Here is a 24,613-nt window from a genome sequence, read left to right as displayed (position 1 = left end):
TCACGGCAAATCAGGCATCTTCAAAACAGAAAGAAGGAGTTCGTGCTTTGAGTTCTGTCGATTCCCAGCAAAGAGTTTTGTCCGGCATGCGTCCGACCGGCAAGCTTCACCTCGGCCACTACCACGGTGTGCTGAAAAACTGGGTTAAACTCCAGCACGAGTACGAGTGCTTCTTTTTCGTTGCTGACTGGCATGCTTTAACCACTCAGTATGACGACCCCTCTGGTATCGAACAGAGTGTGTGGGACATGGTTATTGATTGGTTGGCCGCCGGTGTTAACCCGGGTTCGTCTACCATGTTTATCCAGTCACAGGTCCCGGAGCATGCAGAACTTAACCTGTTACTGTCGATGATCACTCCGCTGGGCTGGCTCGAACGGGTTCCCACGTATAAGGAGCAGCAAGAAAAGCTGCGAGAAAAGGATTTGGCCACCTACGGATTTTTAGGTTATCCGTTACTAATGTCCTCGGATATTCTGATGTATCGGGCCGGAAAGGTGCCGGTGGGTGCCGATCAGATGTCGCACGTGGAAATTACCCGTGAGATTGCGCGTCGCTTTAACCATATTTATGGGCGTGAGCCAGGTTTTGAGGATTATGCTGAGGCGGCGATTGTCAAAATGGGCAAGAAAAACGCCAAACTGTATCGCTCATTGAAAAAACGGTACCAGGAGGAGGGCAATACCGAAGCTCTTGAAACTGCCCGAGCGTTGCTAAAAGAGCAGCAAAATATTTCATTGGGTGATCGTGAGCGTCTATATGGCTACATCGAAGGTGGTGGCAAAGTGATTCTGCCTGAGCCCCAGCCGTTATTTACTCCAGAATCCAAAATGCCGGGGCTGGACGGTCAAAAAATGTCCAAATCCTACAATAACTACATTGCCCTGCGGGAAGAGCCGGACAGCGTGGCCCAAAAAATCCGTACTATGCAAACGGACCCTCAGCGTGTGCGCAGAACCGACCCCGGTGAGCCGGAAAAATGCCCGGTTTGGAGTATGCACAAAGTATATTCGGATGACGCAACCTGTGATTGGGTACAGAAGGGATGCCGAAGTGCTGGAATCGGTTGCCTGGAATGCAAGGGTCCGCTGATTGATGCCATCGTTGAAGAGCAGAAACCTTTGCACGAACGTGCTAAAGAATACGAGAATAATCCGGATCTCGTATATTCCATCCTGCAAGAAGGTCGAGAGCATGCAAGGGACGCAGCGAGGGATACTCTTGAAGAAGTTCGGGCAGCTATGGGGCTCAGCTATCGCTGAGCCAGTCCGGGCAATTTTCAGAGACAGGCGGAAGCTGGCATGACGGAAGAAACCAAAGCGCAGGCTGAGGCGCTGCCAGAGGTCATGGAGCAGGTGCCCCTGGCTTTGGTTTCTGGCAAGCCGCTGGTGGATCTGCCTAAAGATCTTTATATTCCACCCGATGCGCTTGCTGTGTTTTTAGAGGCCTTTGAGGGGCCTCTGGATTTATTGTTGTACCTGATCCGGCGCCAGAATATGAATATTCTGGACATCGACGTTAGTGAAATCACCCGTCAGTACATGGATTACATCGGTGCCGTAGAGTCCATGCGCTTTGAACTGGCCGCTGAGTATTTGGTGATGGCGGCAACCCTCGCAGAGATTAAATCCCGCATGTTGCTTCCCCGTCACGAAGCTGACGATGATGAAGAGTCGGATCCAAGGGCAGAGCTTATTCGCCGGTTGCAGCAATATGAGCGGTTTAAGAAAGCGGCAGAAGATATTGATCAGATGCCGAGGATGGAGCGTGACAGTTTTGTTGGTTCTGCTGCGTTGCCGAAATTGCCGTCAACTCAACCACACCCCGATGTGGATATGCGCGAACTGATCCTGGCGCTGCATGGCGTGCTCAAACGAGCAGACCTGTTTACCAGTCACCATGTTGAAAAAGAACGTCTTTCAACGCGGGAGCGCATGTCACACATTCTCTCCGTACTTCAGGGTGACCGGTTTGTCACTTTTGAAAGTCTGTTTACGGTGGAAGAAGGCCGTCTTGGCGTGGTTGTGAGCTTTCTGGCAACGCTGGAGCTGGTTAAAGAACAGTTGATTGAGATTGTGCAGGCGGAAGTTCTTGGGCCCATTCATGTTCGGGCCAGAGCGGTCAGCTGAAGGATACTGAATAACCATGAATGAAGAAGATCTGGCAAGGATACAGGCTATCGCTGAGGCGGCGCTGCTGGCATCGGGCAAACCGCTGTCTCTGGAGCAGCTCCGTGAGCTTTTCCTTGAAGAGGAACGTCCGGCCCGGCAAGTGATGGAGCACGCTATGGTTATGCTCGAACAGTCCTGCCAGGGTCGGGGATTCGAATTGAAGCGGGTTGCCAGTGGCTTTCGTTTGCAGGTTAAAGAAGAGTATGCACCCTGGGTCAGTCGGTTATTTGAAGAAAAACCGCAACGCTATTCCCGGGCCCTTTTGGAAACCCTTGCCCTGATAGCCTACAGACAACCGATTACCCGGGGGGAGATAGAAGATATTCGCGGCGTTGCGGTAAGCAGCAATATCATTCGAACCCTGCTTGAGCGAGAGTGGGTGCGTGTAGTAGGACATCGCGATGTGCCGGGGCGCCCGGCTATGTATGCTACCACCAAGCAGTTTCTGGATTATTTCAACCTCGTTGGCCTGGATGAGCTGCCCGCTTTGTCAGAAGTTCGGGATTTGGAAGAGATTGGCCGGGAAATAGAGGGGAAAATGCAGGGTGAGATTGAGTTTGAGTCTACCCTGGGCGAACGCGAGCACCCGGCTGAAAACAGCCTGGACGAAGATGCTCCATCAGTACAGACAATTCACTGATACCCTGATGGTGTCAGATACTTATTAAGGAAAGGACACATGGTGGCATCTAGCCCCGGAAAACCACGTGCAGGCAAGAAAGCTGCACAGGGTGAAAAATCACTGACTGAAGGCCCGGAACGCATTCAGAAGCTTCTGGCCCGGGCGGGTGTTGGTTCGCGCCGCGAGATTGAAGGTTGGATGGATTCCGGGCGTCTGTTGGTGAATGGACGGCCAGCCGAGCCCGGACAAAAGGCAACGATCGCAGATACTTTTGAGTTGGATGGAAATAAACTTGATGTCTCTTCCGCGGGTCAGGTGGTTCGCCGCGTACTGATTTACAATAAGCCGGAAGGTGAAGTGACAACCCGCAAAGACCCGGAAGGGCGTCCAACCGTATTCGATCGTTTGCCGCGCCTGAAAGACCAGAGGTGGATCTCCATTGGCCGACTGGATCTCAACACAACCGGCCTGGTGCTGTTTACCACGGATGGTGAGCTCGCGAACCGCTTGATGCATCCCTCGAGTCAAATTGACCGAGAGTATGCTGTTCGTGTTTTTGGTGAAGTGGATGACGCGATGATCCAGCGCCTGCTTCAAGGTGTGTTGCTTGAAGACGGTATGGCACAGTTTTCGGATATCTCACAGGCTGGCGGCAGTGGTATGAACAAATGGTTCCATGTGACCCTGCTTGAGGGAAGGAACCGTGAAGTTCGGCGTTTGTGGGAGTCTCAAGGTGTCAGAGTGAGTCGTCTCAAGCGAGTACGTTACGGGCCGATCTTTTTGCCTAGCAGATTGACATTGGGTAAGTGGGAAGAGCTTGATCAGAAAGCGGTAGACATCCTTAGCCGAACAGTAGGGCTTCAGACGGTTCAGGTACCCCAGAAAACGCCGGGCGAACAAGCGGAGCATGATCGAAAGCTTCGTAAAAGCCCGGGGAAATCTCTTCATAAAGCAAAGCGGGGTAGTTGGCAGGTGAGTGATTCTGCACCGGCCAAGCCCAAGAGGGATGCCCGAAGAGGTAAAGTAGGTGCTACACGTCCGGCAAGGAATAATCGGGGGGCATAGCCCCCGGTCATGAGATTGAGGCAAACACCCGCGTGCAGTTACGGCCGCTAGCCTTGGCTTGATAGAGTGCTTCATCTGCGCGGGCCAACCACTGTTCCGGTTGTTCTGCCACTAAGTGAGAGGCTACGCCGCAACTGCCGGTTACGGTTATTGGAGTTTCGCCGCCATCTACGCGAATCGTTTCCAGTGCCAGGCGAATACGGTCTGCCACGTCTCGCGCTTCCTGTTCGCGAGTGTGTGGCAGTAGGATCGCAAACTCTTCCCCTCCAAAACGGTACACCATGTCTGAGTTGCGTACCGCTTGCTCAATTTTTTCTGCCGTTTTTGCCAGAATGTGGTCGCCAACCACGTGGCCCTGGTTATCGTTGATCAGCTTGAAGTGGTCCAGATCGCAAATGATCAGGCTGTAAGCTGACCCGAGCCTGTCTGCGAGAGAGGCGGCTCGCTGCAACTCTTCGTCAAGAGCGCGTTTGTTTCCAATGCCTGTCAGGGAGTCTGTAAGCGCTGTTTGTTCAATAGCGATAAACTGGCAGGCGTTGCGCAGGGGGCAAATGACCGCCGACATGATCATTTCTATTCCGGCAAGTTCGTCGTCGCTGAATTTCTGGCGGCGCTGGAATGTAAGACTGCCATAGTGAGCGCCTTCCAGTGTCAGGCGATATTCACATCGGTGTGGCCCGCCAATTCCTGTGGAAAATACAAAGTCCTGCCGTGCAATTCTGTGCCGGTACTGCATCGAGTCGAAAGGAATCGTAGAGGAAATCTCTTCCGCCATAATGCTTAGCTGATTTTCCAGAGAAAGCGTTGTGGAAAGTCGCTTTGTCAGTCTGGTCAGCATATCCGGACCCTGACTCCATTCCTGGAACGCTTGCTTCAGCGCGGCCAGTTGGGCAGGTTGAGATGTTGATGGCTGGATCGATGTCAGGTTTTTCACGTCAGCTCACTCTGTTCCGTAAAAGAAATATATCTCTTCGATAGCATTTTTGATGCCATAAAAAAAATACCAAGTAAAACCAGGCATCTACGATTTAAAATCGTGTATTGCCAGAATTTTTGTTCGCGGCTCCCGTTTGGGTGTCAATTTTCCGGCAGATCGATGCCGTTCCGGCTCAGACCTGCAATCAAAATGTCGGACAAGGGTGTGGGGCTCACCAGAGGCTGTGATAAACTTGCGCCCACGAAAGTATCAAGTGAGCAATGGTTGTATGAGATTTGAGGCCCCCGAGAGTCTTTCAGAGCAAATTGCCCAGCATATCGGCCAGCGGATTGTGGTGCGTGACCTTAAGCCAGGTGAACGTATCCAGGAATTGAAGGTTGCGGGTGAGCTTAATGTGAGCCGTGGCTCAGTGCGTGAAGCTTTGCTCATTCTTGAACGCAGACACTTGATAGAGATTTATCCTCGGCGAGGTGCGGTGGTTTCCGAGCTGACTGAAAGCTCAGTGAATGCCCTTTACGATATTTATATCGATTTGTTGTGCATGCTGGGTCGTAAGGTTCTTGAGCGTTGGTCAGGAAGTGAGCTGGGGGACTTTATGGGCCAGATACACGAGTTCAGAGAGGTGATTGATGCTCTGAACTCCAGTGCTGATGATGCTGCTGAACGGGTCATTGAGGCGGGTTTTGGTGTTGTGCAGTATGCCTATCGTCTGGTTGAGAACCCTTTCCTTCAGGAAACACTTGAAAATTTCCGTCCGGCCATCAGTCGAACGTACTATGCTGCCCTCGAAAATTTCCGGGGAGAAGTGGCCGAAACAGCCGTCTTTTTCCGGCAGCTTGCAGATGCTGCACTCAACAATGATGCCGCCCAGCTTCAACAGGCCATCTGGGATTTTGGTGAACATCAACGAAAACAGGTTTTGAGCATTCTCAAGGAGGAGAACACCTGACATGAGGCTTAAGTCCATCAAACTGGCCGGCTTCAAATCGTTTGTAGACCCGACAACCGTTCCTTTTCCGACTAACCTGACGGCGGTGGTTGGTCCCAACGGTTGTGGCAAGTCCAACATTATTGATGCTGTGCGCTGGGTTATGGGCGAAAGCTCGGCCAAATATCTGCGTGGCGAGTCCATGACAGATGTTATCTTCAATGGCTCTACTGCACGTAAACCGGTTGGACAGGCCTCGATCGAGCTGGTTTTTGATAATGACGCGGGCAAAGCCCCGGGTGAGTTCGTTAAATTCAATGAGATTTCGGTTAAACGCCGCGTATCCAGGGAAGGGCAGTCCGAGTACTTTCTTAACGGCTCTAAATGTCGTCGTCGTGATATAACGGACCTTTTTCTTGGGACCGGTTTGGGGCCTCGCAGTTACGCCATTATCGAACAGGGAATGATCTCCCGACTCATTGAAGCCAAACCAGAAGAGTTGCGGATTTATATTGAAGAAGCCGCAGGTATCTCCAAGTACAAGGAGCGTCGGCGGGAAACCGAAAATCGTATAAAACGTACGCACGAAAATCTTGAGCGACTGACTGATTTAAGAGAAGAGCTTGGGCGGCAGCTCCAGCACCTGGAGCGCCAGGCGGCGGCAGCTGAAAAATACAAAGCCTACAAGCTGGAAGAGCGACAGAAGAAAGCAGAGCTTACCGTTCTTCGATGGAAAACCCTGGATAACGACCTTCAAACCTGGCGCGAGAAAATCCGCGACACAGAACTTGAGCTTGAAAAGCTACTCACCGAGCGGGTAAACCTTGAAACTTCCCTGGAATCCCTTCGGGAGGCTCACCACGACCGAACAGAACACTTTAATCGCGCTCAAGCTAAATATTATGAGGCCGGAGCGGATATTGCCCGGATAGAGCAGAGTCTGGAGCATCATCGAGATCGCAGCCGTCAGACTGCTATTGAGCTGGATCAGGCCGTCGCTAATCAGCGTGAGATTCAACGCGAGCTGGAGCAGGATGAGGATAAGCTGGCGGGCATTCTTGAAGAGCTGGGTATGATCGAGCCAGAACAAGAAGCCTTAATGCTGCGTTCGGAAGAGTCCGGCGAAAAACTTCAGCAAGCAGAAGATGCAATGACAGACTGGCAGAACCGCTGGGATGCTTTTAGTACCCGGTCTTCTGATGCGCGCCGAAAGGCTGAGCTTGCCCAGTCACGTATCCGTTCTCTCGAAGATGCGATCAGTCAGTTGCAGAATCGACATCTTAAATTGAAAGATGAGCAGGAGCTTCTTGAAGGTCAGGTCGACAGAACTGAACTGGACGCGCTGCTTGAGCAGATAGACACCCTCGAGTTACAACGGGAAGAGTCCGCTGAGCGTATTCAGGTACTCCAAGATGATGTGTACCAGGTTCGGCAGAAACTTAAAAGTGCAGAACAGGATGTTGCCGGTAAGCGCCAGAAGGTTCAGAGCCTTCGTGCCGCTCTTGATTCACAGCAAGCACTTTTAGATGAGCAGATGGGTGGGCAAGACGATACTTTGCAGGCCTGGCTTAGCGAAAATGGTTTGGCAGATGCCCCCCGCGTTGCCGCATCCCTTAACATTGAAGATGGTTGGGAATTTGCCGTTGAGCAGGTTATTGGCCGTTATACTCAGGGATTGGCTTTGCCTGGCCTTGAAAACCTGAATGAAGCGTTAACCACAGCCCCTAAAGGTGTCGCTGTGGTTTCTCAGCAAACTGTTGACGTTTCTTCCGGCTCCGGCCTGGCGGCTAAAGTCAGCGGTTTAAAGGCTATAGAACATCTCCTGTTACGAATAGATGTAGCGAGTTCTGTAGAAGGTGCGCTTGCTCGTCGCGCCAGCCTTGATTCCGGCGATAGCGTCATTACACAAGAGGGTGTCTGGGTTTCTCGTGACTGGGTGTTAATGCCGGACTCTGAGGCTGGCCAGGTCGGTGTGATTGAACGTCAGAAAAAGGTTGATGAACTGCATCTGCAGCTCGCTGATGCTGAGCAAGAGCTGGAGCTGGTAAATGCTCAACTGGCGCAGTTTCAGGAACAGAGCGAGCGTGTAGAAACCGCGAGGGAGGACGCTCAGGGGCGCCAAACTGACTTAGAACGTGAGCTGTCTGGTTTGTCGTCTCGTGCTAGTGCACTGAAAGCCAGGACAGAGCAGATTGATGCGCGTGTAGCCCGTATTCGTGATGATATCGATGATGTGAGGGCCAATCTTGAGGATCAGCAAATTCAACTGCAAGAAGCTAAAGAAGAATGGGATATGGCTTTAGCTTCGACTGAAGACAGCGATGAAGAAAAAGAGCGATTATTGGAGCAGCGCGACACGCTTCGTGAAAATCTTGACCGGTTACGTCAGGACGCCCGACACGACAGAGACCATGCTCATCAGCTACAACTCCAGCTACAAACACTGCAAAGTCAACGGGATGGCTTAAAGCAAACCATCGACCGCATGCAATTGCAAAAAGAACGCCTTGACGAGCGGCTTGAGGTGTTGCGTGAGACCAGAGAGGGGGCTGAAGAACCAATTGAAGACCTGAAACTTCAGTTGGAAGGCCTGTTGGAGCGACGCCTGGCGGAAGAAGAGAAGCTTGGTGCGGCGAGAGATGCGCTGGAAGATATTGATAAGAAAGTACGCGACCAGGAGCAGGGAAGGAGTCGAACGGACCATCTCATTCAGGATGTACGTGCCAGATTAGAAAAGCTGAAAATGGAATCTCAGGCGCTCGAAATTCGTTCTGCGAACTATATTGAGCAACTTCAGGAGCTGGATGTAAAACTTCAGGAAGTGCTCAGCCAACTTCCTGAAGGTGCAGAAGTAAAAATCTGGGCGGACGAGTTAGAGAAAATCGGTAATCGTATCCAACGGTTGGGGGCGATTAACCTGGCCGCCATTGAGGAGTATCAGGTTCAGGGCGAACGGAAAAACTACCTGGACGAACAGCACGATGACCTGATGGAAGCACTGGAAACTCTGGATAATGCCATTCGCAAGATCGACCGTGAAACCCGCCAACGCTTTAAAGAGACGTTTGATCAGGTAAATGGGGGGCTGCAGGCCTTGTTTCCTAAAGTCTTTGGCGGTGGGAATGCCTATCTGGAACTGACCAGTGATGATCTTCTTGAGACCGGCGTGGCCATTATGGCAAGGCCTCCGGGCAAGAAAAACAGTACAATCCACCTGTTATCGGGTGGGGAAAAAGCGCTTACGGCGATTGCTCTGGTATTCTCTATTTTCCAGCTAAACCCGGCACCGTTTTGTATGCTGGATGAAGTCGATGCGCCATTAGACGACGCCAATGTCGGGCGCTATGCGAACCTGGTTAAAGAAATGTCAAAACAGGTCCAGTTTATCTACATCACCCACAATAAGATCGCTATGGAAATGGCGAATCAGTTGATGGGCGTAACCATGCACGAACCCGGTTGCTCAAGACTCGTGTCGGTTGATGTGGAAGAGGCGGCAGCACTGGCTGAAGCCTGATGGTTGGCGAAAAAGCCGCCAACCATGACAATACAGCCATATGAGCCCGGAGTACGTTGTATTCGTTTCGGGCTTTTTTTAGAGTAGCAACGTTCCAAACTGCAAACAGGACAGCAGAATTATGTCACTTAGGGAATGGTTAATTGCCATAGGTACCCTGGTTATTATTGGAATTGTCATTGATGGTCTGCGGCGAATGCATCGTGCCCGGAAGGAGTCTATGGCTATTTCATCAGGCATGGGAGTGGATGAGCTCCATGACTCACCACTGGATAGTGATTTCAATCCTGAGTTGCCTAATGGAGGCGCCCGGATTGTTTCCAGAGGCACACTTGAGGAAAAGGGCTATTTGAAATCGGATATCTCAGAGCCTTTGAGCAGCGTTGAGAATGAAGGCGAGATCACTGCCGAATCCGGTTGGAGTGCTAGCCGCGATGAGCTTGAGGCTCCGGAGATTGCTCAGGATGAACTCGTAAGCGCACCGGGAGTTCGGCGCCGTGAGTCTGCGGAAGTGAAAGCTTCGACAGCAGAGTCGTCAGCTTCGAAAAAGTTAGTGCCGGAACCTGTTTCGGATAAACCTGAACCTGAAGAATCTCCGGCTGAAACTGTGGTTTCTGATGTTCAGGAAGATACCGCCAAAAGGAAAGTTGTCAGTCCCGGTAAAAAGCAACCCTTGGCTGGCGCGAATCGCCCGGAAGCGAAAGAAGTGCTGGTTATCAATGTACTCTCTCGCCAAGGTGAACCCTTTCAGGGGGCAGTGCTCAAGAAACTGTTTGAAGCGTGCGGCCTGGAATATGGAGATATGGATATTTATCATCGCCATGAAGGCAGTGATACCACGTCACCGGTACAATTCAGTGTGGCAAGTGCCGTTGAGCCCGGAACCTTTCGGCCAGAAGATATGCCTGCACTGAGCACCCCGGGAATCAGCTTTTTTATGAGCCTGCCAGGCCCCACTAATTCTTTGCAGGCCTTCGAGTTCATGCTGGAAACGGCTCAGTGTGTGGTACGTAACATGGGGGGTGAGCTGAAAGATGAACGCCGTAGCGTTATGACGCCCCAGACCATAGAGCATTGTCGTCAGCGCATCCGTGAGTTTGAACGTAAACAGCGTTTCAACCGGGTGTAACGCTTAACCAGGACTCCCACCTGATGACTCAGACCCCTTCAGAAGTTCGGCTGCGCGTGGAAGAGTTGCGCGCAGCGCTGGACGATCATAACTATTACTACTACGTTCTGGACGATCCCAGAATACCTGACGCGGAATACGATCGCCTGTTCCGGGAGCTGCAGAAGCTGGAAGCAGAGTACCCAGAGCTTGCCTCGGAAGATTCCCCGACCTGTCGAGTCGGAAGTAGTTCTGACACCAGCTTTGCAGAAGTGACTCACCGGCTGCCAATGCTCTCACTGGATAATGCTTTCAGCGAAGAAGAACTTCAGGAATTTGACCGTCGTGTGCGCGAAAGGCTCGGTACTGATGAGCCGGTTGAATATGTTTGTGAGCCAAAACTGGATGGTTTGGCTGTTAGTCTTAATTACGAACATGGGATGCTCACTCGTGCGGCAACCCGGGGTGATGGCTACACCGGTGAAGATATAACTGCCAACATCCGCACCATACCCTCAATCCCTCTTAAACTGCGCGGGACGGATTTCCCGGAATTGGTTGAAGTGAGGGGGGAGGTGTACATGCCCAAAGCTGGTTTCGAGAAACTCAATCAAGGGTTGGCGGAGCAGGGTGAAAAAACCTTTGTGAACCCACGTAACGCTGCAGCTGGCAGTTTGCGTCAGAAAAAATCAACGGTTACCGCCAAGCGGCCATTGGAGATGTGTGCATACAGCCTGGCAGTTACCGATGAAAGCCAGTTACCAGCAACTCATTGGGACTGCTTGCAACAGGTAAAAAACTGGGGCTTCAGAATCAACCCTGAAATGCGTAAGGCTACCGGCGCTGAAGCCTGTCTGCGGGCTTATAATGATTTGTTGGAAAAACGCACGACTTTGCCCTATGAAATTGATGGCATCGTGTTCAAAGTAAACCGGTTGGATCTTCAACGCCAGCTAGGTTTTGTATCCCGGGCTCCCAGGTGGGCAATTGCCCAAAAGTTTCCAGCTCAGGAAGAGCTTACGACTATCGAAGGTGTCGAGTTTCAGGTTGGCCGAACCGGTGCGGTGACACCGGTTGCTCGGTTGAAACCGGTGTTTGTAGGTGGTGTGACAGTCTCTAATGCGACACTCCATAATATGGATGAAGTCCGTCGCCTTGATGTTCATATCGGCGATACGGTTTTCATTCGTCGGGCAGGGGATGTGATTCCTCAGGTGGTTAAAGTTGTACCTGAGAAACGCCCGGAAGGTGCGCCGGGTGTAACCATGCCCGAACATTGTCCAGTGTGTGATTCAGACATCGTGCAAATCGAAGGGGAAGCGGTTGCCCGGTGTTCCGGCGGGCTTTACTGTCCGGCTCAGCGCAAAGAAGCCATTCGCCATTATGCCTCCCGCAAGGCTCTGGATATTGAAGGTCTTGGGGAGCGCCTTATTGACGTGCTTGTTGATGAGGGCATGGTGCGCACGGTTGCAGACTTGTATCGCCTTACCAGGTTCCAGGTGTCCAGCCTTGAGCGCATGGGGGATAAATCTGCCGGTAATTTGATCGCAGCGATCGATCGTTCTCGTAATCCTGTGTTGTGGCGTTTTTTGTATGCCCTTGGTATTCGGGAAGTGGGGGAGGCAACGGCGAAGTCCCTTGCTTCCCATTTTGGTTCCCTTGAGGCAATTGCCGCGGCGGATGAAGAGGCCTTGAAGCTGGTACAGGATGTGGGCCCAATTGTGGCTGGCCATATTCGAAGCTTCTTTGACCAGCCCCATAACCAGGAAATCCTTCAGGCGCTTAAAGATGCAGGGGTTAGCTGGCAGGAAGAGCAGGTGCTTTCAGTTGAGGAACAACCTTTAGCTGGAGAAACCTGGGTTCTGACAGGGGCGCTTTCGCGGATGACTCGTGACCAGGCCAAGGAAAAACTCGAGGCGCTGGGCGCCAAGGTTGCTGGCAGCGTGTCTAAGAAGACCTCCTGTGTTGTTGCTGGTGAATCGGCTGGTTCAAAGCTGACAAAAGCAGAGCAACTTGGCGTGAAGGTTTTGGATGAGGACGGGCTGCTAGCGTTTTTGGCTAACCACGGCATAGAGGTCTGAGCCGGCTCTGGCCGGTGAATCTGAGAACTCGCGCAGGTCCTGTTACCAACAAATTGGCTAACATGGCGTTGATCTGTAACGGTGTGTAAATCTGCTGTGTTAAATCTCAGCAGAGCACTGCCAAAACAACAACGTTAAGAAACGGATTTTTGCATGCGCGCCGATTTTTTTTCCCGCACTATCCTTTCGGGCCGTCTGGCTGCCCTTACTCTTATCGCGCTGGCCGCAACCGGCTGCAAAACCGAGAAAGGTCCTGACCAACCAACCTTGGTGGGGGCGCCAGCACCCACGGCCTATCTCGGGGTAGAGTACTATTACAACTGGGGTGCGTATGGCGGTGAAAGTATCCTTGATTACTCTTTAGTTAATGCACCGTCCTGGCTTGCGTTGGAGGACACATCAAATAAAGCCCGACAAGGTATTATTATGCGGGGAGTTCCCGGGCTGTCCGGCGGCAATCGCGGTGATGCTGACCTCGGTAAGCATGAGAATATTGAAATTCTGGGTACTGATGGAAGAATGGCCGGTTTTCTGCCATTTGATATTGAGGTTAAGCGCAACGTATTGTCGGTAGAGCCTTCGGAGTTTACTGAAGGCGAGTCGCTGAAACTGGAAACTCAGGAGGAGAACGCGTGTGCGATGCCGGATCTGAAGTCCGCAGGTCAACATACATTTGATTTGAATATATACGACGAAAATGGCGAACTGGACACGGTTAAAACCATCACCCGAACAACTCGCCGAGTTTTGGCAAAAGTAGAGCTGGATCAGCCGTCTGTTACCCAAATTGTTGTTGCTTTTCAGCTGGACAGTGATTTCAACCCGGATAATTGTGATGCTAGCTTCAGCAAACCACACCAACGATGCGAGTACAGTACTTCGAACACGGGGCGTGCGATTGTGGGGCAGGATATTGTTATCCGGGGCTCTGACTCTGCGGCTCCTGCTGACAAAAATGGCAAAGTGCTTTCTTATCTTAAATATGATGAAAATGTGTACGACAAAGGGGTGCTCATACTAGAGCCAGGCATCACTGAATGTTATATCCCGCTGGAAGTTGTAGATGACAATATTCCAGAATCCAACGAGCTTGCCAATATTCGCCTGACCGAAGTCCGCAAAGGGATTGCCGCACTTGGCTCAAATGATACTGAGGTCAAAGCCGGCATTACTATTGTCGATAACGAGCCTGTAGTGTCTGTGCAAACCCTGAATGGTGGGAATAAAGACGCTATTAACGCAGACGCTGACCCCGGTGCGGGGATAGAGGGTTCGTTAACGAACTACAAGGCTGTTTTGACCGGCGAAAGGGATGGCCCGGTGTCCGTCAGGTTTTCGGAACAAGGTGAGGGCGCAGGCGCCAGACTGGGAGTTCAGTACGAAATTGTGGGGCCGGACGACGTAACTGTTTCAGAGCTGACCTTCCCCGTTGATAAAAATGAGATTGAATTCAGTCTCCGCGGAATATCATATGACGTTGACCCGGATGATGGGTTTGACGATCTCTTTTTGCATTTGTCCGTTGATGATGCATACCAGGCAGGAAGAGAAGGCTACGCCCGGGGAGAGGCAGATACGCTGTTGCGGGTTAACCTGAACCGGCTGATTGCCCCCCAGATATTCACAGATTTTACGCCGACGGATATTGAGTTGGGGCATGATAACCGGCTGTTTGTGGCCGGATATACCGACACAGATATAGAGGTTCGGATATTTGATCAGGCGGGTGGCATTCTGCAAACCATGACTGTGGCACCCGGGACAACCAATACAGATGTCTATATCCATGCTGCCGATCGACTGGATACTACAGTGACGCCCCGGGTTACATACCATGAGCTCGCTGTTGGATTCTCAGCTCCGGGTGCTATAGGTGGAGAAGATGTGCACATGGCGCTGTATCGGTTTAAGGAGGTTCCGCCAGCTCCAGGAGCCTATGAGTTTGTCTGGGAACACGAAGTGGGATCTAAGTCAGATGACTTTGTTCGTTGGATAGGGCTTGGCTCTGAGGGTAGCAAGCCATTAGTCATTCTGGCTGGTGATACAACAGGAGACTGGGGTGACCAGAACGTATCAGGTTCATCAGACGTTTTCTTGGTTGAAATTGAGGAAAAAGACGGGGCCCCGTCTCAGAAGGCTGTTCGCCTGATAGGTTCAAGCCGTACCGACGTCCTTGTGGGGGGGGGCTTTAATGCGTCAACGCCTGTGTTGTTCGGGAACGCGCAGGTCACGATAGATGGCTCAGGCTCAGTTGGCCCCTTTTTTGCCAGTGGCCGTGCCACCTCTGCGTTGAAGCCTGTTCAGGTTGGTGCTGACCAGTCGGAGCTGCTTAAACACGGCGTTTTCGGTGCCGGATCCGCCTGGTTGGTGGGTGATGCTCAGGGCATATCCTATTCCATCACTGAGGTAGAGGATGAAGATAATGAGCTTACCCGTGACTATGACCTTAACAGTCCGGCTGGTTTCGTGTGGGGCTTCAGTACCGCAGGTGTTCCAAATGCTGCTTATCAAGTCAATGATTACGCGGATACGTCTAAGGAAACCCTGAGCCGCAGCGTGTTGTTCGATGGGGATGTTGTGGTTGCCGGGAACACTAATGGCCAGCTTAAAAAACGCAGCGAGAGCGCCACAGATAATGATGGGGTTTTGGCTCGGCGTAGCTCTGAAGATGACGCTGCCTACCGCCATTGGGGCAAGCAACTGCCGTACAACATGACATTTCTGGATTTAGCTAATTTCCGGGATGATGAAGTGTTGGCTCTGGTTGAAGTGGCGGGTATCCGGCAACTTCTGGTATTCAGCCCTGAAGGTAAGCTACTGACGCCGATAGCTCCCTGATAGTAAATGTTGTGTGGAAATGTGGCGAGGGGCAGGATTAAACTGCGCCCTCGTGTCGGCTGGCACTGGCGTAGAGTTTGAGGTAATCCGTACTGGTGACAATGCCGACAGGTTTTCCCCCTGGGGCCACAACCAGGGCAGCGTTCAGGCGATGTGCCAGCATCAAACGTGCGAGTTGATGGGCGTCGGTTTCCGGGAATGCCGTCAGAAACGCGGGTAATTCAATGTGTAGAAGGCGCTGGGTGTCGGCTTCAGCCCTGTGCTCGTTTACCCAGTTCAATAACCATCTAAGGTCAATCAGCCCCGCCACATTATCATCCGACAGTACCACAAGATGGTGCACACCATAGTCTTCCATGGCCGCGAGCGCCTGGCTCATAGTGGCTGTTGCAGGTATCGAATATTGTGCGGGAGAGGTTATCTCCGAGACAGGAAGGTAAACTCTTTCGTCTCTGCGCTCCCCGGCTGCAGCCGTGCTGTATTCTTGTAATGCCCTGTGCCTGCCGCTATTCGCAGCTTGTTGAAACTCTGCGTCAGTGGCTTCGTTATGGTCAGTTGAGATTGCGCTGGATTCTTTAAGCTCGGTAACGTCACCCACCCGACGGCTTCGAAATGCATCGGGAAGGCGAGTACCAATGGGCCGGCCCGGTTCGCTGACGTGAATAGACATAACATCACCTTTTTAAACTGATCAGCGCAATAGTTGCGAGACCTCTCTTATCGGGGGTATCGGCTGACATCCTGAAAACTTCAGTTCTGGAGTGAAATCTTCAGGTTTTCGGCTTCCGGTACAGCCGTTGAGTTTCTATCCGGCGTGCGAGGTAGTCCGGCAGACAGGGTGGCTGCCCTGTGATGATGTCAGCAAGGTACTCGGCGAGTAATGGCGCCCAAACGAGCCCCTTGCTGCCTAATCCTGTAAAAAGATAGACCCCCTCTACCGGGTTGCCTGACTCTGTAAGGAGTTCGCCCGCCACGGGTTGATAGTCGTGGGTTGCGCACCGGAAGGCCACTCGGCCATTGAGTGAGCCAGCCTGTAGCGATTCATTAGTGCAAAGGGTAGGGAGCATTCGGAACAGTTCGTCCAGGTTCTCCTGATGGCCCTCTACGGTTGGCCGTGGATTGTCACTTTTCAGATCAAAAGTTGCGCCGGTTACTGCCTGCCCCTTGTTTGCAGGGTTCAGGTATTTCAAACCGCAAATAACGGTGGCGGGCTGGTTAAGGCTGGTTTCAGGCAAATAAGAAATTTGACCACGTATAGGCTTCAATCGGAGCTCGCCGGTCACGGGTACGATGTCAGCGGTCTGGTGTCCGCAGGCAATGACGATCCTGCTGACGGTGTGGCTGGTACCCTGACCATCAAGAAGAATCCATTCATCACCATAACGTTCAATACGAGTCACCTGCCGGTTATACAGTGGTGTTATCTGTTCATGTGAGGCAAGGCGCTGGCATGCTTTGGAAGGTTCAAGCCAGCCTGATTGAGGAAACCACAGCCCGGGTACTTTAATGGTAATACCGGCCAGTTCCGTCGCCTTGTCTGCGCTAACGGGAGTGAGGAAGGTTTCGGGGTATTGGTTGCGGTCGCAAAATTTCTTTTGCCGCGCTTCTTCCTGTTCTGTCGTAGCTAGCTGAAGCAAGCCCGTAGGGTGCCAGAAGTCCGACTGCCATGGTTGGTAATAACGTTGGCTAAAGGTTAATGCGGTTGCCGCCAACTCTGCCTGAGCGTTGTATTCGATCCCGAGCTTGGCATAGAGGGCGCCCTGCGGGTTGCCGGATGCTGCGGAACCCGGGTGGCTTGCTTTGTCGATTAACAGAACGGGAAGACCGCGTTCTGCCAGGTTTCTGGCTAACATCGAGCCGGCAATACCCGCGCCAATAATGGCTATGGGTTTGATTGTTGGCTGGCTTTCGGGATGAGTGTCAGCAACGATTTTTCCTGCAAGCATTTCCCGCTTACGACCGAATCCGGGGAGCTTCTGGATTTTGAAGCCGGACGTTTCAAGTGATCGCCTTATGCGGCCGGCTACGGTAAATGTGGCAAACGTTGTACCGGGCTTGCTGTGCTCCCGTATCGCGCTGATGGCATTCTCAGCCCACATGTCTGGGTTGTGAGACGGTGCAAAACCATCAAGAAACCAAGCGTCAGCTATAAATGAGAGGTGGCCTAATCCATAGAGCAAATCACCGAAGCACAAAGTAAGACGGACCCGCCCTTCGTCGAATAGCAAGCGATGAGTGCCTTTAATCAGTTGCGGATACTGGGTGATAAGTTGGTCAGCGAATGGTGCCAGTTCTGGCCATAGGGCCAGTGCTTTAGATAAGTCTGGCGTGGTGAGCGGGAAGCGTTCAAAGGATATGAAATGCAGAACACTATTGGTCTGTGGCTGATGTTTTTTCCATTCAGCCCAAGTGCTCAGAAAATTAAGGCCCGTGCCGAAACCGGTTTCTGCAATCACGAAATGCGTGTTGGCCTTTAGGTCTGCGAAGCGGCCAGGCAACTCATTTGCTTCAATGAACACATGGCGGGATTCTGACAGGCCGTTATCACGATTAAAATAGACATCGCCAAAACGCGCAGACTCCGGGATACCATCACGCCAGAGTAATTCCGCCGGCTCTAAAGCCGGCGGGTGAACAGATGCTTTCATGGGATCACTCTTCGGTGTTGAGAAGCGTGATGCTTTCGATCATAACAGGAGTGACTGGTACATCGGCCATTCCACGTTTGTGTCCGGTTTGAACGGAGGCTATTTGGTCAACAACTCCCATACCTTCGGTTACTTTGCCAAAAACTGCATAGCCTGCGCCGCGGGCACCAGCATTCAAAAAGTCGTTGTTTACAACGTTAATGAAGAATTGAGATGTGGCTGAGTCCGGGTTGCTTGTACGCGCCATCGCAATCGTGCCACGAAGGTTGGGCAAGGTTTGACTGCCTTCGTTTTTAATGGGTGATTTTGTGGGTTTTCGTGACATGTCAGCGGTGAATCCGCCACCTTGAATCATGAATCCCGAAATAACACGGTGAAAAATAGTGTTGTCATAGAAGCCATCTTCAACATAGCTCAGAAAATTCTCGACCGTTTTCGGTGCGACGTCGGGCCGCAACTGGAGGACGAACGCGCCTTCAGATGTCAGAACGCGGACTTTGGGGAGTTCATTGCTGCTATCAGCATGAGCGTAGTTAGACAAGAAGATTGCTGATATGAACAGAAATACGACAGATATCACAAAGGGTGGGAGTTTTACGTAATTTGTCATTTAAAGGGCGCTCTCTGTTTCAACTGATGTCGGAAATCCTGACATAATCAGGTTGGCTACAAAATAGTAGGTGATTTTAACAGATCCTTACTCCGATAAGAGCAAAAGCAAACAGTAGATGATGCTGCAGTCAGATATTCTTGAGCTATATTGAACGAATTCATAATGCCGGGCCAGGTTGTACGGTGTTCATAGTGAACACAGGAGAAGTCCAGTGAAAGTCCATCAGGGATTTGAAGAAAAGTCACGGCTTGGCCGGTTGTTGATAAATCGCGGTTACCTGACTGAAAGTCAGTTGGAAGAAGCTCTGTTGTCGCAACGGACTTCGGGGCTCCGGTTGGGTGAGGTACTGATTTCCTCTGGTTGCATCAGTGAGAAAGATCTGAACAGAGTTCTGAAGCATCAGTCCCGATACCGGAATGCTGCTGCTCTGGTTACGATGGTTGCACTCCCTTTTCAACCGTTGGTGTCTTTTGCTGCGACGAATAACCATGTATCGGATTCAGATGCCGTGGCAAGCGCGGGGCAGTTATATGAAGGTTATGGTTTTGTACCTCTGACTGAAAGTGAGATGTCCGGGGTGTCCGGACAAAAGGGTATCGGCTTGCTGGATCGAATTGAAGCGGTTACAGCGATGCAGGAGACGGCTTCTGACGGGGAGGTAAGTGATCCTGAGGCTGCGGGCCTTGACGCTGTTGAGGGAATCAGGCTTGCTGCTAACGTGTTTGTGCCGGTGCTGAGTTTTGTTGACTCTGAGCTGACTATCTCTGGTGTTCATTATCGTGAGGGTGAGGAGCGATTCTCTATCCGCGAGGACGGTGCGCTAAAGTTAGCTATGCCGGAAAGGATCGAGGAAATCCGGATGGATAATATTCGGGTATCTGGCGGTAATAGTGCATCTATGGGGAGTATCAGTCTGCAGGGTATTCGTTTTCACCCGGACTCTCAGATGACGATTTATACTCGTTAATCGTAGTGTTCTAATAAAAAAAAGCGCCCGGTACATTGCCGGGCGTTTTGCTTTAGGTCGGGGCTGGGTCAGGCGCTGGCCAATATGGTCCGGCTGGAGACGCTGGTTTGTTGCCCTTGCGATCCATAAAGTTTTTGTTGGGCAGAGGCGCCGCGAAATATATCGGTCACTCTGGCCAGTCGCTTCTGAAGATGCCCAACCACTCGACCGTTGTTATGGTTTATAGCCTGGCATTCACGGAGCTTCTGGTCTGCAGATTTCCACAACTGGTAGAGCTCATCCATCCCGCCTGCACGAATAAAGCGTGAGGGCTCCCCTGAATCCGGGCGGTAACCCAAACTGACCAGCAAATGAATTTTCTGCCGGGCCCGCTCACGGATATCGCCAAGAAGACGGCTTTTTTGCTCGGTGATTTCCTGCAGGGGGTTAATATCCGGGGAGGATAACACCTGTTTTTCCCGGATAAGAAGATCCGCCAGAATGTCTAGCTGGCGGAGGTCTTCACAAAGAAGGGTCTTCAACTCATCGATTGCGGCCATACTCTACTCACCCAAAAATGCTTTTATCCATCTCAAGCATTTTCTGGGCCAGCTTTTCGGCATCAACTTTATAGGTGCCATTATCAAGAGCAGAGCGAATCTGTGCGATACGGTCATCGTCCATTTCTGGATAACTGCCGAGCTTTTCCTCCAGCTGTTTCAGGTTTTTTGCCTGACTGCTGAGGCTGACGCTTTCACCACGGGCTGCCGGGCTCTGAGCCTTCGCATGGTCAGCCGTTGCAGGTGTAGTGCCTGGGCTGCCTGCGGTTTTATCGGCCGATGTTCTGGTGGTGTTGACCTGGCCTGGGCCAATTCCATTTAAGTCAACTGACATAATGTTACCTGCTTGCATGTGGCCACATGTGACTGGTGGCGGATTCGGATTTATATCTGCTTAACGGCAATTTGTTGCCGTACTTTAGAGTATTTCGGAAAAAAATTTCCGCTGTTCTGACGCATACGGTTACATCGGGATTTCTACGCGCCCTGGTGCAACCGCTGTAGCCTTTAAAGTACGGGAAGATTGCAGGTTTTCGACCATTACCTGTTCGCCAACACCTGCGTTGCCCAGAGCTTTGCCACGAGAAGTTACAGAAAATGAACCGGATCGGGCGACGATGATAACATGGTCGCCTCTCTCGATGGCATGGGGCGCTTCCAGTAAGTCTGGGGTTATTACGGTTCCGGTTCGTACGGGGCGGCGAATCGTCATGCCTTGCAAGACGCTCTTGTCGGTCAGGATACCCTGACGGCTTGCGTTGAGCTGAACCTCGTCAGAGGTAATGGCTGAACTTGTCAGGCGCTCCCCGCGGGTCAGTGGCCTGGAGGCGACCAGTGCCGGGCCATAGACCTCAACGGAGGCGGTTACATACATTCGCCATGGGCGGTCACCAGAGCATCTGACTAATATAGAAGGGCTGGACGTCGTTAGCGGATCACTGGCAAAGCTGAGTGTTGGTTCGCCGCCGCAGGGAGCAAGAGTAAGCCTGCTGTCTACGTTGCCTATGCTGAACGTCACGCGGCGGCCAAGCTCAGACTGGTTGGCTGCCCATGCATCAAGAAATGTGCCAGCCATTTGCCGTATATCGCTCGCAGTTGTTGCATCGTCAGCCATTGCTGGCAAACTATTGCAGAGGCATAACGCCGTCAAGATGATGATTCGCATCTGTGTCGCTTTGTCCTATGCTGTCGTGAAGTCCGTGGTTCAAGCGAAAAAGGTTAAGAAAACCGAGTTACGGCCGATATATCTAAGCGCCAACAATTTGGCTTTATTTCGCGATTACTCATATTCTGTGGGTAATAAAGCAATTTTGATGCCGACTTCGGCACGCCAGGAGTGAAAGGTCATGGCAGGGGTATTACACAGCGTCAATCAGCGTACTCAACTGGTCGGTCAGAACCGGCTTGAACTGTTGCTGTTCCGGCTGCGTGGCCGTCAGGTATACGGCATCAATGTATTCAAGGTGAAAGAGGTGCTGCAATGCCCGAAGCTGTCTTCCATTCCTAACAGTCGTAGTGTGGTACGCGGTGTATCCCACATTCGAGGGGAGACAATACCCATTATTGATATGGGCATGGCGATTGGCTTACCTGGCGTGCCTCAGGAAGCGTTGGCGACCAGCTTTGTTATTATCACCGAGTATAATCGCAGAACTCAGGGTTTTCTGGTTTCAGGAGTTGACCGCATCCTGAACATGAATTGGGAGGATATCATGCCGCCGCCAAAAGGCGCGGGCAAAGATGTGTACTTAACTGCAGTTACAAAAATTGATGAAAAACTCGTTGAAATCATTGATGTAGAGAAAATTCTTGCAGAGGTTGCTCCGCTTCGTGAAGAGGTGACTGATGCGTTGGTTTCACGAAGTGCTGAGCGTGTAGCTGGCCACCTTCCTGTATTGGTGGTGGATGACTCCTTTGTTGCACGTCGCCAGATTTCCCGTTGCCTGACCGATATTGGTATGGAGGTGATTACTCAGAATGATGGGAAACAGGCGCTCAATTATCTGAAGGATATTACCGGCGACGGTACTACGGTCCGAGACCATCTTTCATTAATTATTTCCGATGTGGAAATGCCTGAAATGGATGGCTACACCCTGGTTACCAGAATTAAGGAAGACCCCGCGCTGAAAGATATTTTTATCATGCTTCACACGTCTTTAAGTGGTGTGTTCAACCGGGCGATGGTTCAGAAGGTGGGAGCAGATGACTTTATGGCCAAATTCAGCCCCGATGAGCTGGCTGAGCGCGTGATGGAAATAATTGATAAGAATTGATGTTTCTGTTGATCAATTTACTCATGATAGAGATCCAATGAAAGCGGATATAACGCCTCAGGAGTACGAAGAGTTCAAAACATTCCTGCAGGATGCGTGTGGCATTCTGCTTGGGGATAATAAGCAATACCTGGTAAAGAGCCGCCTTCGCAGGATTCTTGAAGAGAACAGTCTGAATACGCTTGGTGAGTTACTGGAGCGGCTGAAGCGCTCTGGGCGTATAGGGCTACGCGAAGTCGTTATCGATGCAATGACAACCAACGAAACACTTTGGTTTCGGGATAATCATCCGTTCAGGATTCTTCAGGATAAATTGCTACCTGAGTTTGCAGAGAGAAAATCGTTACAGCCTTTGCGTATCTGGTCTGCAGCCTGCTCGACAGGCCAGGAACCTTACTCGGTATCCATGGTGGTTGATGAGTTCCGCCGCACCCATCCGGGTAAGCTCAGGGATGTGCGGATAACGGCCACTGATATTTCCAAAAGTGTTCTGGATGTTGCGCGCAGTGGTGAATACGAAATGATTGCCATCGGGCGGGGGTTGTCGCCCGATCGCCAGAAGCGCTATTTTAAGCCATCCGTGAACGGTGGCTGGCAGATTAATTCCCAGATCAAGTCTATGGTGGAGTTCAAAGAGTTGAACCTTCTGGAGCGCTACATGCTTGGGAAGTTCGATATTATTCTGTGCCGTAATGTGCTGATCTACTTCTCTGCAGAGTTGAAAAAAGACATTCTGACCCGGCTGCATGGAGCTCTGAATCCGGGAGGGTATCTGATTCTGGGGGCGTCAGAGTCGCTGAATGGCCTGCCAGACCTTTACGAAATGGTTCAATGCCATCCTGGCATTATCTATAGAAAGAAATAAGCTGTGCTCTGCCTGGGCTCGCCTTAAATCATCCGCATAGGTGAGTTGGGGCAGGGCGTTGGCTTTCCCCGCCGGTTTTACTGTTGGGGTAAATGCCCTGTCTTAACCCAGATCACAGTTTCTTCATCGACAAAAGGATGGTGCTCGCTCATATGGGGGGCTCGTATCCAGGTGCCTGCCGGGTATCTCCCGTGTTCGTCACAAAACTCTCCGGATAACACGAGTATTTCTTCGCCACCGAAATGCCTGTGCGGCTGAAACACTTCATTGGCAGGCCATTTCACGAGGGCTACGTGTTCATGCTCAAAATCGTGAAGGGGCAGGACCTGTAAGCCGCCAATGCCCGGCAGCCATGTTGCGGCGGTGGTGTCGATGCAAACTTTATCAGTGTCGCGTTGATCAAACTGGTGTAGTTTGACCAATAGAGTGCATCCTTCTTCACTGAACGGCGCGTGGCCGCTACCTGGCGGGTTGCGAAGGTAAGTGCCTGCGGGGTAGTGGCCATCTTCATCCGAAAATACGCCTTCCAGAACGAAGATTTCCTCACCCAGCGGATGCTCGTGACGGGCGAAGGACGCTCCGGGCTTATAGCGTACGATACTGGTGGCATGGCCACGCTCTGCCTCTTCTCGGGCCAGGGGTTTGCGCTCAACTCCGGCTGCAGGGCTGGGAGCCCAGTCTTGCTCATGAGTACGAATCACTACCCGGGCAGAAAAATTCATGTTCAGCATACAAAGCCCTCGGGGCAACGTTATTTAATCAGTGCCTGAATGTCACGGAAACGCGGGTGTTTGCAGTGCGTCATCCACTCGAACGCCACCATTTCAGTTGTCACAATGCGAGCGCCGCTTTGGTGCAAACGGTCAAGCGCGACATCCCGGTCAAAATCGTTGCGTGAACCGGTAGCATCGGCCACTACCCAAACCTTGTACCCGGCATCTATAAGACTTAAAGCCGTTTGTAACATACACACATGGGTTTCGCAGCCACCGATTACTATGTGCTGACGACCTTCGGGTAATTCATCGATCAGCCCGTCTGGACAAGCATCGAAGTGGTATTTTTCGACAGTGTTGTTACAGAGTTCCCTGACGGATTCAACATTTGGCCCCAATTTGTCTGGTAATTGTTCTGTGCCGATCACAGGGACTTCCAGAAGGCCCGCGATAATCGCAAGCGTTGTGCAGCGATCAATGACTTCATTACCCTGACTGATAGCGGGCATCAGCCTTTCTTGTACATCAATCAGTAGCAGGGTTGAATGTTCGGCGTTCATCAACATTGTTGTTCTCCAGTAGTGGGGCGTATTGTGACTAGGATAGCGAAATTACCCATCAATAGGGGAGTTGAAGCAGTTGCAAAGAAATTTCAGGGATTTTTATTTAGATGGTTGCTAAACGACTCCAAAACAATTAAAGTTTGCGCCCTCAAATGAGCG

General features: G+C 51.5%; 21 protein-coding genes. 12 read left to right on the top strand and 9 right to left on the bottom strand.

Features of this window, described 5'->3' with window-relative positions:
* Positions 1-47 precede the first annotated feature (47 nt).
* Genes ABYA77_RS00235 through rluB form a run of 4 tightly spaced genes read left to right on the top strand, consistent with a single transcriptional unit; the run spans position 48 to position 3,858 of the window.
* Positions 48-1,262 carry a tryptophan--tRNA ligase gene (locus tag ABYA77_RS00235; RefSeq protein WP_372964118.1) on the top strand — a complete coding sequence of 405 codons (1,215 nt, stop codon included), beginning with the start codon at positions 48-50 and terminating at the stop codon, positions 1,260-1,262.
* A 39-nt stretch (positions 1,263-1,301) separates the two neighbouring features.
* Positions 1,302-2,129, top strand: a complete 828-nt coding sequence (locus tag ABYA77_RS00230; RefSeq protein WP_372963920.1) for a ScpA family protein — start codon at positions 1,302-1,304, stop codon at positions 2,127-2,129.
* Positions 2,130-2,145: 16 nt separating this feature from the next.
* Positions 2,146-2,811, top strand: a complete 666-nt coding sequence (gene scpB, locus ABYA77_RS00225; RefSeq protein ID WP_372963919.1) for an SMC-Scp complex subunit ScpB — start codon at positions 2,146-2,148, stop codon at positions 2,809-2,811.
* Positions 2,812-2,850: 39 nt separating this feature from the next.
* Positions 2,851-3,858: a 23S rRNA pseudouridine(2605) synthase RluB gene (gene rluB / locus ABYA77_RS00220; protein ID WP_372963918.1), complete on the top strand. Its 1,008-nt coding sequence runs from the start codon at positions 2,851-2,853 to the stop codon at positions 3,856-3,858.
* A gap of 7 nt (positions 3,859-3,865) precedes the next feature.
* Here rluB and ABYA77_RS00215 read toward each other — a convergent pair whose 3' ends face one another.
* Complete coding sequence (locus ABYA77_RS00215) at positions 3,866-4,792, bottom strand: GGDEF domain-containing protein (RefSeq protein ID WP_372963917.1); 927 nt, start codon at positions 4,790-4,792, stop codon at positions 3,866-3,868.
* 271 nt (positions 4,793-5,063) lie between these two features.
* Here ABYA77_RS00215 and ABYA77_RS00210 point away from each other — a divergent pair, with 271 nt between their 5' ends.
* From ABYA77_RS00210 to ABYA77_RS00190, 5 genes are all read left to right on the top strand, one after another.
* Positions 5,064-5,744 (top strand): GntR family transcriptional regulator, encoded by a 681-nt coding sequence (locus ABYA77_RS00210; RefSeq protein WP_372963916.1) that lies wholly within the window; start codon positions 5,064-5,066, stop codon positions 5,742-5,744.
* A 1-nt stretch (position 5,745) separates the two neighbouring features.
* On the top strand, positions 5,746-9,240 hold the full coding sequence (gene smc / locus ABYA77_RS00205) for a chromosome segregation protein SMC (protein ID WP_372963915.1): 3,495 nt from the start codon (positions 5,746-5,748) through the stop codon (positions 9,238-9,240).
* Positions 9,241-9,361: 121 nt separating this feature from the next.
* Positions 9,362-10,369 (top strand): cell division protein ZipA, encoded by a 1,008-nt coding sequence (zipA, locus tag ABYA77_RS00200; protein WP_372963914.1) that lies wholly within the window; start codon positions 9,362-9,364, stop codon positions 10,367-10,369.
* A gap of 23 nt (positions 10,370-10,392) precedes the next feature.
* Entirely contained in the window at positions 10,393-12,429 is a 2,037-nt protein-coding gene (gene ligA, locus ABYA77_RS00195) for an NAD-dependent DNA ligase LigA (protein ID WP_372963913.1), read from the top strand.
* A 153-nt stretch (positions 12,430-12,582) separates the two neighbouring features.
* Entirely contained in the window at positions 12,583-15,267 is a 2,685-nt protein-coding gene (locus ABYA77_RS00190; protein ID WP_372963912.1) for a hypothetical protein, read from the top strand.
* 37 nt (positions 15,268-15,304) lie between these two features.
* Here the strand turns inward: ABYA77_RS00190 and ABYA77_RS00185 are convergent, their stop codons facing one another.
* The 3 genes from ABYA77_RS00185 to ABYA77_RS00175 all read right to left on the bottom strand — a co-directional run bounded on the left by ABYA77_RS00185 (position 15,305) and on the right by ABYA77_RS00175 (position 18,525).
* Positions 15,305-15,937, bottom strand: coding sequence for a CBS domain-containing protein (locus ABYA77_RS00185; protein ID WP_372963911.1), 633 nt, complete (start codon positions 15,935-15,937; stop codon positions 15,305-15,307).
* A 100-nt stretch (positions 15,938-16,037) separates the two neighbouring features.
* Positions 16,038-17,915, bottom strand: a complete 1,878-nt coding sequence (gene mnmC / locus ABYA77_RS00180) for a bifunctional tRNA (5-methylaminomethyl-2-thiouridine)(34)-methyltransferase MnmD/FAD-dependent 5-carboxymethylaminomethyl-2-thiouridine(34) oxidoreductase MnmC (RefSeq protein WP_372963910.1) — start codon at positions 17,913-17,915, stop codon at positions 16,038-16,040.
* Positions 17,916-17,919: 4 nt separating this feature from the next.
* The gene (locus tag ABYA77_RS00175) at positions 17,920-18,525 is read right to left on the bottom strand and encodes a peptidylprolyl isomerase (protein ID WP_372963909.1); all 606 of its coding nucleotides are present in this window, start codon (positions 18,523-18,525) and stop codon (positions 17,920-17,922) included.
* Positions 18,526-18,739: 214 nt separating this feature from the next.
* Here ABYA77_RS00175 and ABYA77_RS00170 point away from each other — a divergent pair, with 214 nt between their 5' ends.
* Entirely contained in the window at positions 18,740-19,495 is a 756-nt protein-coding gene (locus ABYA77_RS00170; RefSeq protein ID WP_372963908.1) for a pilus assembly protein PilB, read from the top strand.
* 68 nt (positions 19,496-19,563) lie between these two features.
* Here ABYA77_RS00170 and ABYA77_RS00165 read toward each other — a convergent pair whose 3' ends face one another.
* The 3 genes from ABYA77_RS00165 to flgA all read right to left on the bottom strand — a co-directional run bounded on the left by ABYA77_RS00165 (position 19,564) and on the right by flgA (position 21,199).
* A complete protein-coding gene (locus ABYA77_RS00165) occupies positions 19,564-20,034 on the bottom strand; it encodes a flagella synthesis protein FlgN (RefSeq protein ID WP_372963907.1) in 471 nt (156 codons plus the stop codon).
* A gap of 7 nt (positions 20,035-20,041) precedes the next feature.
* The gene (flgM, locus tag ABYA77_RS00160) at positions 20,042-20,368 is read right to left on the bottom strand and encodes a flagellar biosynthesis anti-sigma factor FlgM (protein ID WP_372963906.1); all 327 of its coding nucleotides are present in this window, start codon (positions 20,366-20,368) and stop codon (positions 20,042-20,044) included.
* A gap of 129 nt (positions 20,369-20,497) precedes the next feature.
* Complete coding sequence (gene flgA, locus ABYA77_RS00155) at positions 20,498-21,199, bottom strand: flagellar basal body P-ring formation chaperone FlgA (RefSeq protein ID WP_372963905.1); 702 nt, start codon at positions 21,197-21,199, stop codon at positions 20,498-20,500.
* A 181-nt stretch (positions 21,200-21,380) separates the two neighbouring features.
* On the opposite strand from flgA, the gene ABYA77_RS00150 reads away from it, so the two are divergent.
* Both ABYA77_RS00150 and ABYA77_RS00145 read left to right on the top strand, forming a co-directional pair.
* Positions 21,381-22,310 (top strand): chemotaxis protein CheV, encoded by a 930-nt coding sequence (locus ABYA77_RS00150; protein WP_372963904.1) that lies wholly within the window; start codon positions 21,381-21,383, stop codon positions 22,308-22,310.
* A 37-nt stretch (positions 22,311-22,347) separates the two neighbouring features.
* Positions 22,348-23,175, top strand: coding sequence for a protein-glutamate O-methyltransferase CheR (locus ABYA77_RS00145; protein ID WP_372963903.1), 828 nt, complete (start codon positions 22,348-22,350; stop codon positions 23,173-23,175).
* 77 nt (positions 23,176-23,252) lie between these two features.
* Here ABYA77_RS00145 and ABYA77_RS00140 read toward each other — a convergent pair whose 3' ends face one another.
* Complete coding sequence (locus tag ABYA77_RS00140) at positions 23,253-23,906, bottom strand: cupin domain-containing protein (RefSeq protein WP_372963902.1); 654 nt, start codon at positions 23,904-23,906, stop codon at positions 23,253-23,255.
* Positions 23,907-23,926: 20 nt separating this feature from the next.
* A complete protein-coding gene (locus ABYA77_RS00135; RefSeq protein WP_372963901.1) occupies positions 23,927-24,457 on the bottom strand; it encodes an isochorismatase family protein in 531 nt (176 codons plus the stop codon).
* Between the last annotated feature and the right edge of the window lie 156 nt (positions 24,458-24,613).

The organism is Marinobacter sp., from assembly GCF_041595835.1.
Taxonomy (GTDB): Bacteria; Pseudomonadota; Gammaproteobacteria; order Pseudomonadales; family Oleiphilaceae; genus Marinobacter.
Note: the sequence above shows the minus strand (reverse complement) of the source record. Positions and strands in the feature narration are given on the sequence as shown.

Excerpts from the sequence above, each read along its gene's own strand:
- ABYA77_RS00230 (WP_372963920.1), top strand. The coding sequence starts at position 1,302 with ATGACGGAAGAAACCAAAGCGCAGGCTGAGGCGCTGCCAGAGGTCATG.
- scpB (WP_372963919.1), top strand. The coding sequence starts at position 2,146 with ATGAATGAAGAAGATCTGGCAAGGATACAGGCTATCGCTGAGGCGGCG.
- rluB (WP_372963918.1), top strand. The coding sequence starts at position 2,851 with ATGGTGGCATCTAGCCCCGGAAAACCACGTGCAGGCAAGAAAGCTGCA.
- ABYA77_RS00210 (WP_372963916.1), top strand. The coding sequence starts at position 5,064 with ATGAGATTTGAGGCCCCCGAGAGTCTTTCAGAGCAAATTGCCCAGCAT.
- smc (WP_372963915.1), top strand. The coding sequence starts at position 5,746 with ATGAGGCTTAAGTCCATCAAACTGGCCGGCTTCAAATCGTTTGTAGAC.
- zipA (WP_372963914.1), top strand. The coding sequence starts at position 9,362 with ATGTCACTTAGGGAATGGTTAATTGCCATAGGTACCCTGGTTATTATT.
- ligA (WP_372963913.1), top strand. The coding sequence starts at position 10,393 with ATGACTCAGACCCCTTCAGAAGTTCGGCTGCGCGTGGAAGAGTTGCGC.
- ABYA77_RS00190 (WP_372963912.1), top strand. The coding sequence starts at position 12,583 with ATGCGCGCCGATTTTTTTTCCCGCACTATCCTTTCGGGCCGTCTGGCT.
- ABYA77_RS00185 (WP_372963911.1), bottom strand. The coding sequence starts at position 15,937 with ATGTCTATTCACGTCAGCGAACCGGGCCGGCCCATTGGTACTCGCCTT.
- mnmC (WP_372963910.1), bottom strand. The coding sequence starts at position 17,915 with ATGAAAGCATCTGTTCACCCGCCGGCTTTAGAGCCGGCGGAATTACTC.
- ABYA77_RS00175 (WP_372963909.1), bottom strand. The coding sequence starts at position 18,525 with ATGACAAATTACGTAAAACTCCCACCCTTTGTGATATCTGTCGTATTT.
- ABYA77_RS00165 (WP_372963907.1), bottom strand. The coding sequence starts at position 20,034 with ATGGCCGCAATCGATGAGTTGAAGACCCTTCTTTGTGAAGACCTCCGC.
- flgM (WP_372963906.1), bottom strand. The coding sequence starts at position 20,368 with ATGTCAGTTGACTTAAATGGAATTGGCCCAGGCCAGGTCAACACCACC.
- flgA (WP_372963905.1), bottom strand. The coding sequence starts at position 21,199 with ATGCGAATCATCATCTTGACGGCGTTATGCCTCTGCAATAGTTTGCCA.
- ABYA77_RS00150 (WP_372963904.1), top strand. The coding sequence starts at position 21,381 with ATGGCAGGGGTATTACACAGCGTCAATCAGCGTACTCAACTGGTCGGT.
- ABYA77_RS00145 (WP_372963903.1), top strand. The coding sequence starts at position 22,348 with ATGAAAGCGGATATAACGCCTCAGGAGTACGAAGAGTTCAAAACATTC.
- ABYA77_RS00140 (WP_372963902.1), bottom strand. The coding sequence starts at position 23,906 with ATGCTGAACATGAATTTTTCTGCCCGGGTAGTGATTCGTACTCATGAG.
- ABYA77_RS00135 (WP_372963901.1), bottom strand. The coding sequence starts at position 24,457 with ATGTTGATGAACGCCGAACATTCAACCCTGCTACTGATTGATGTACAA.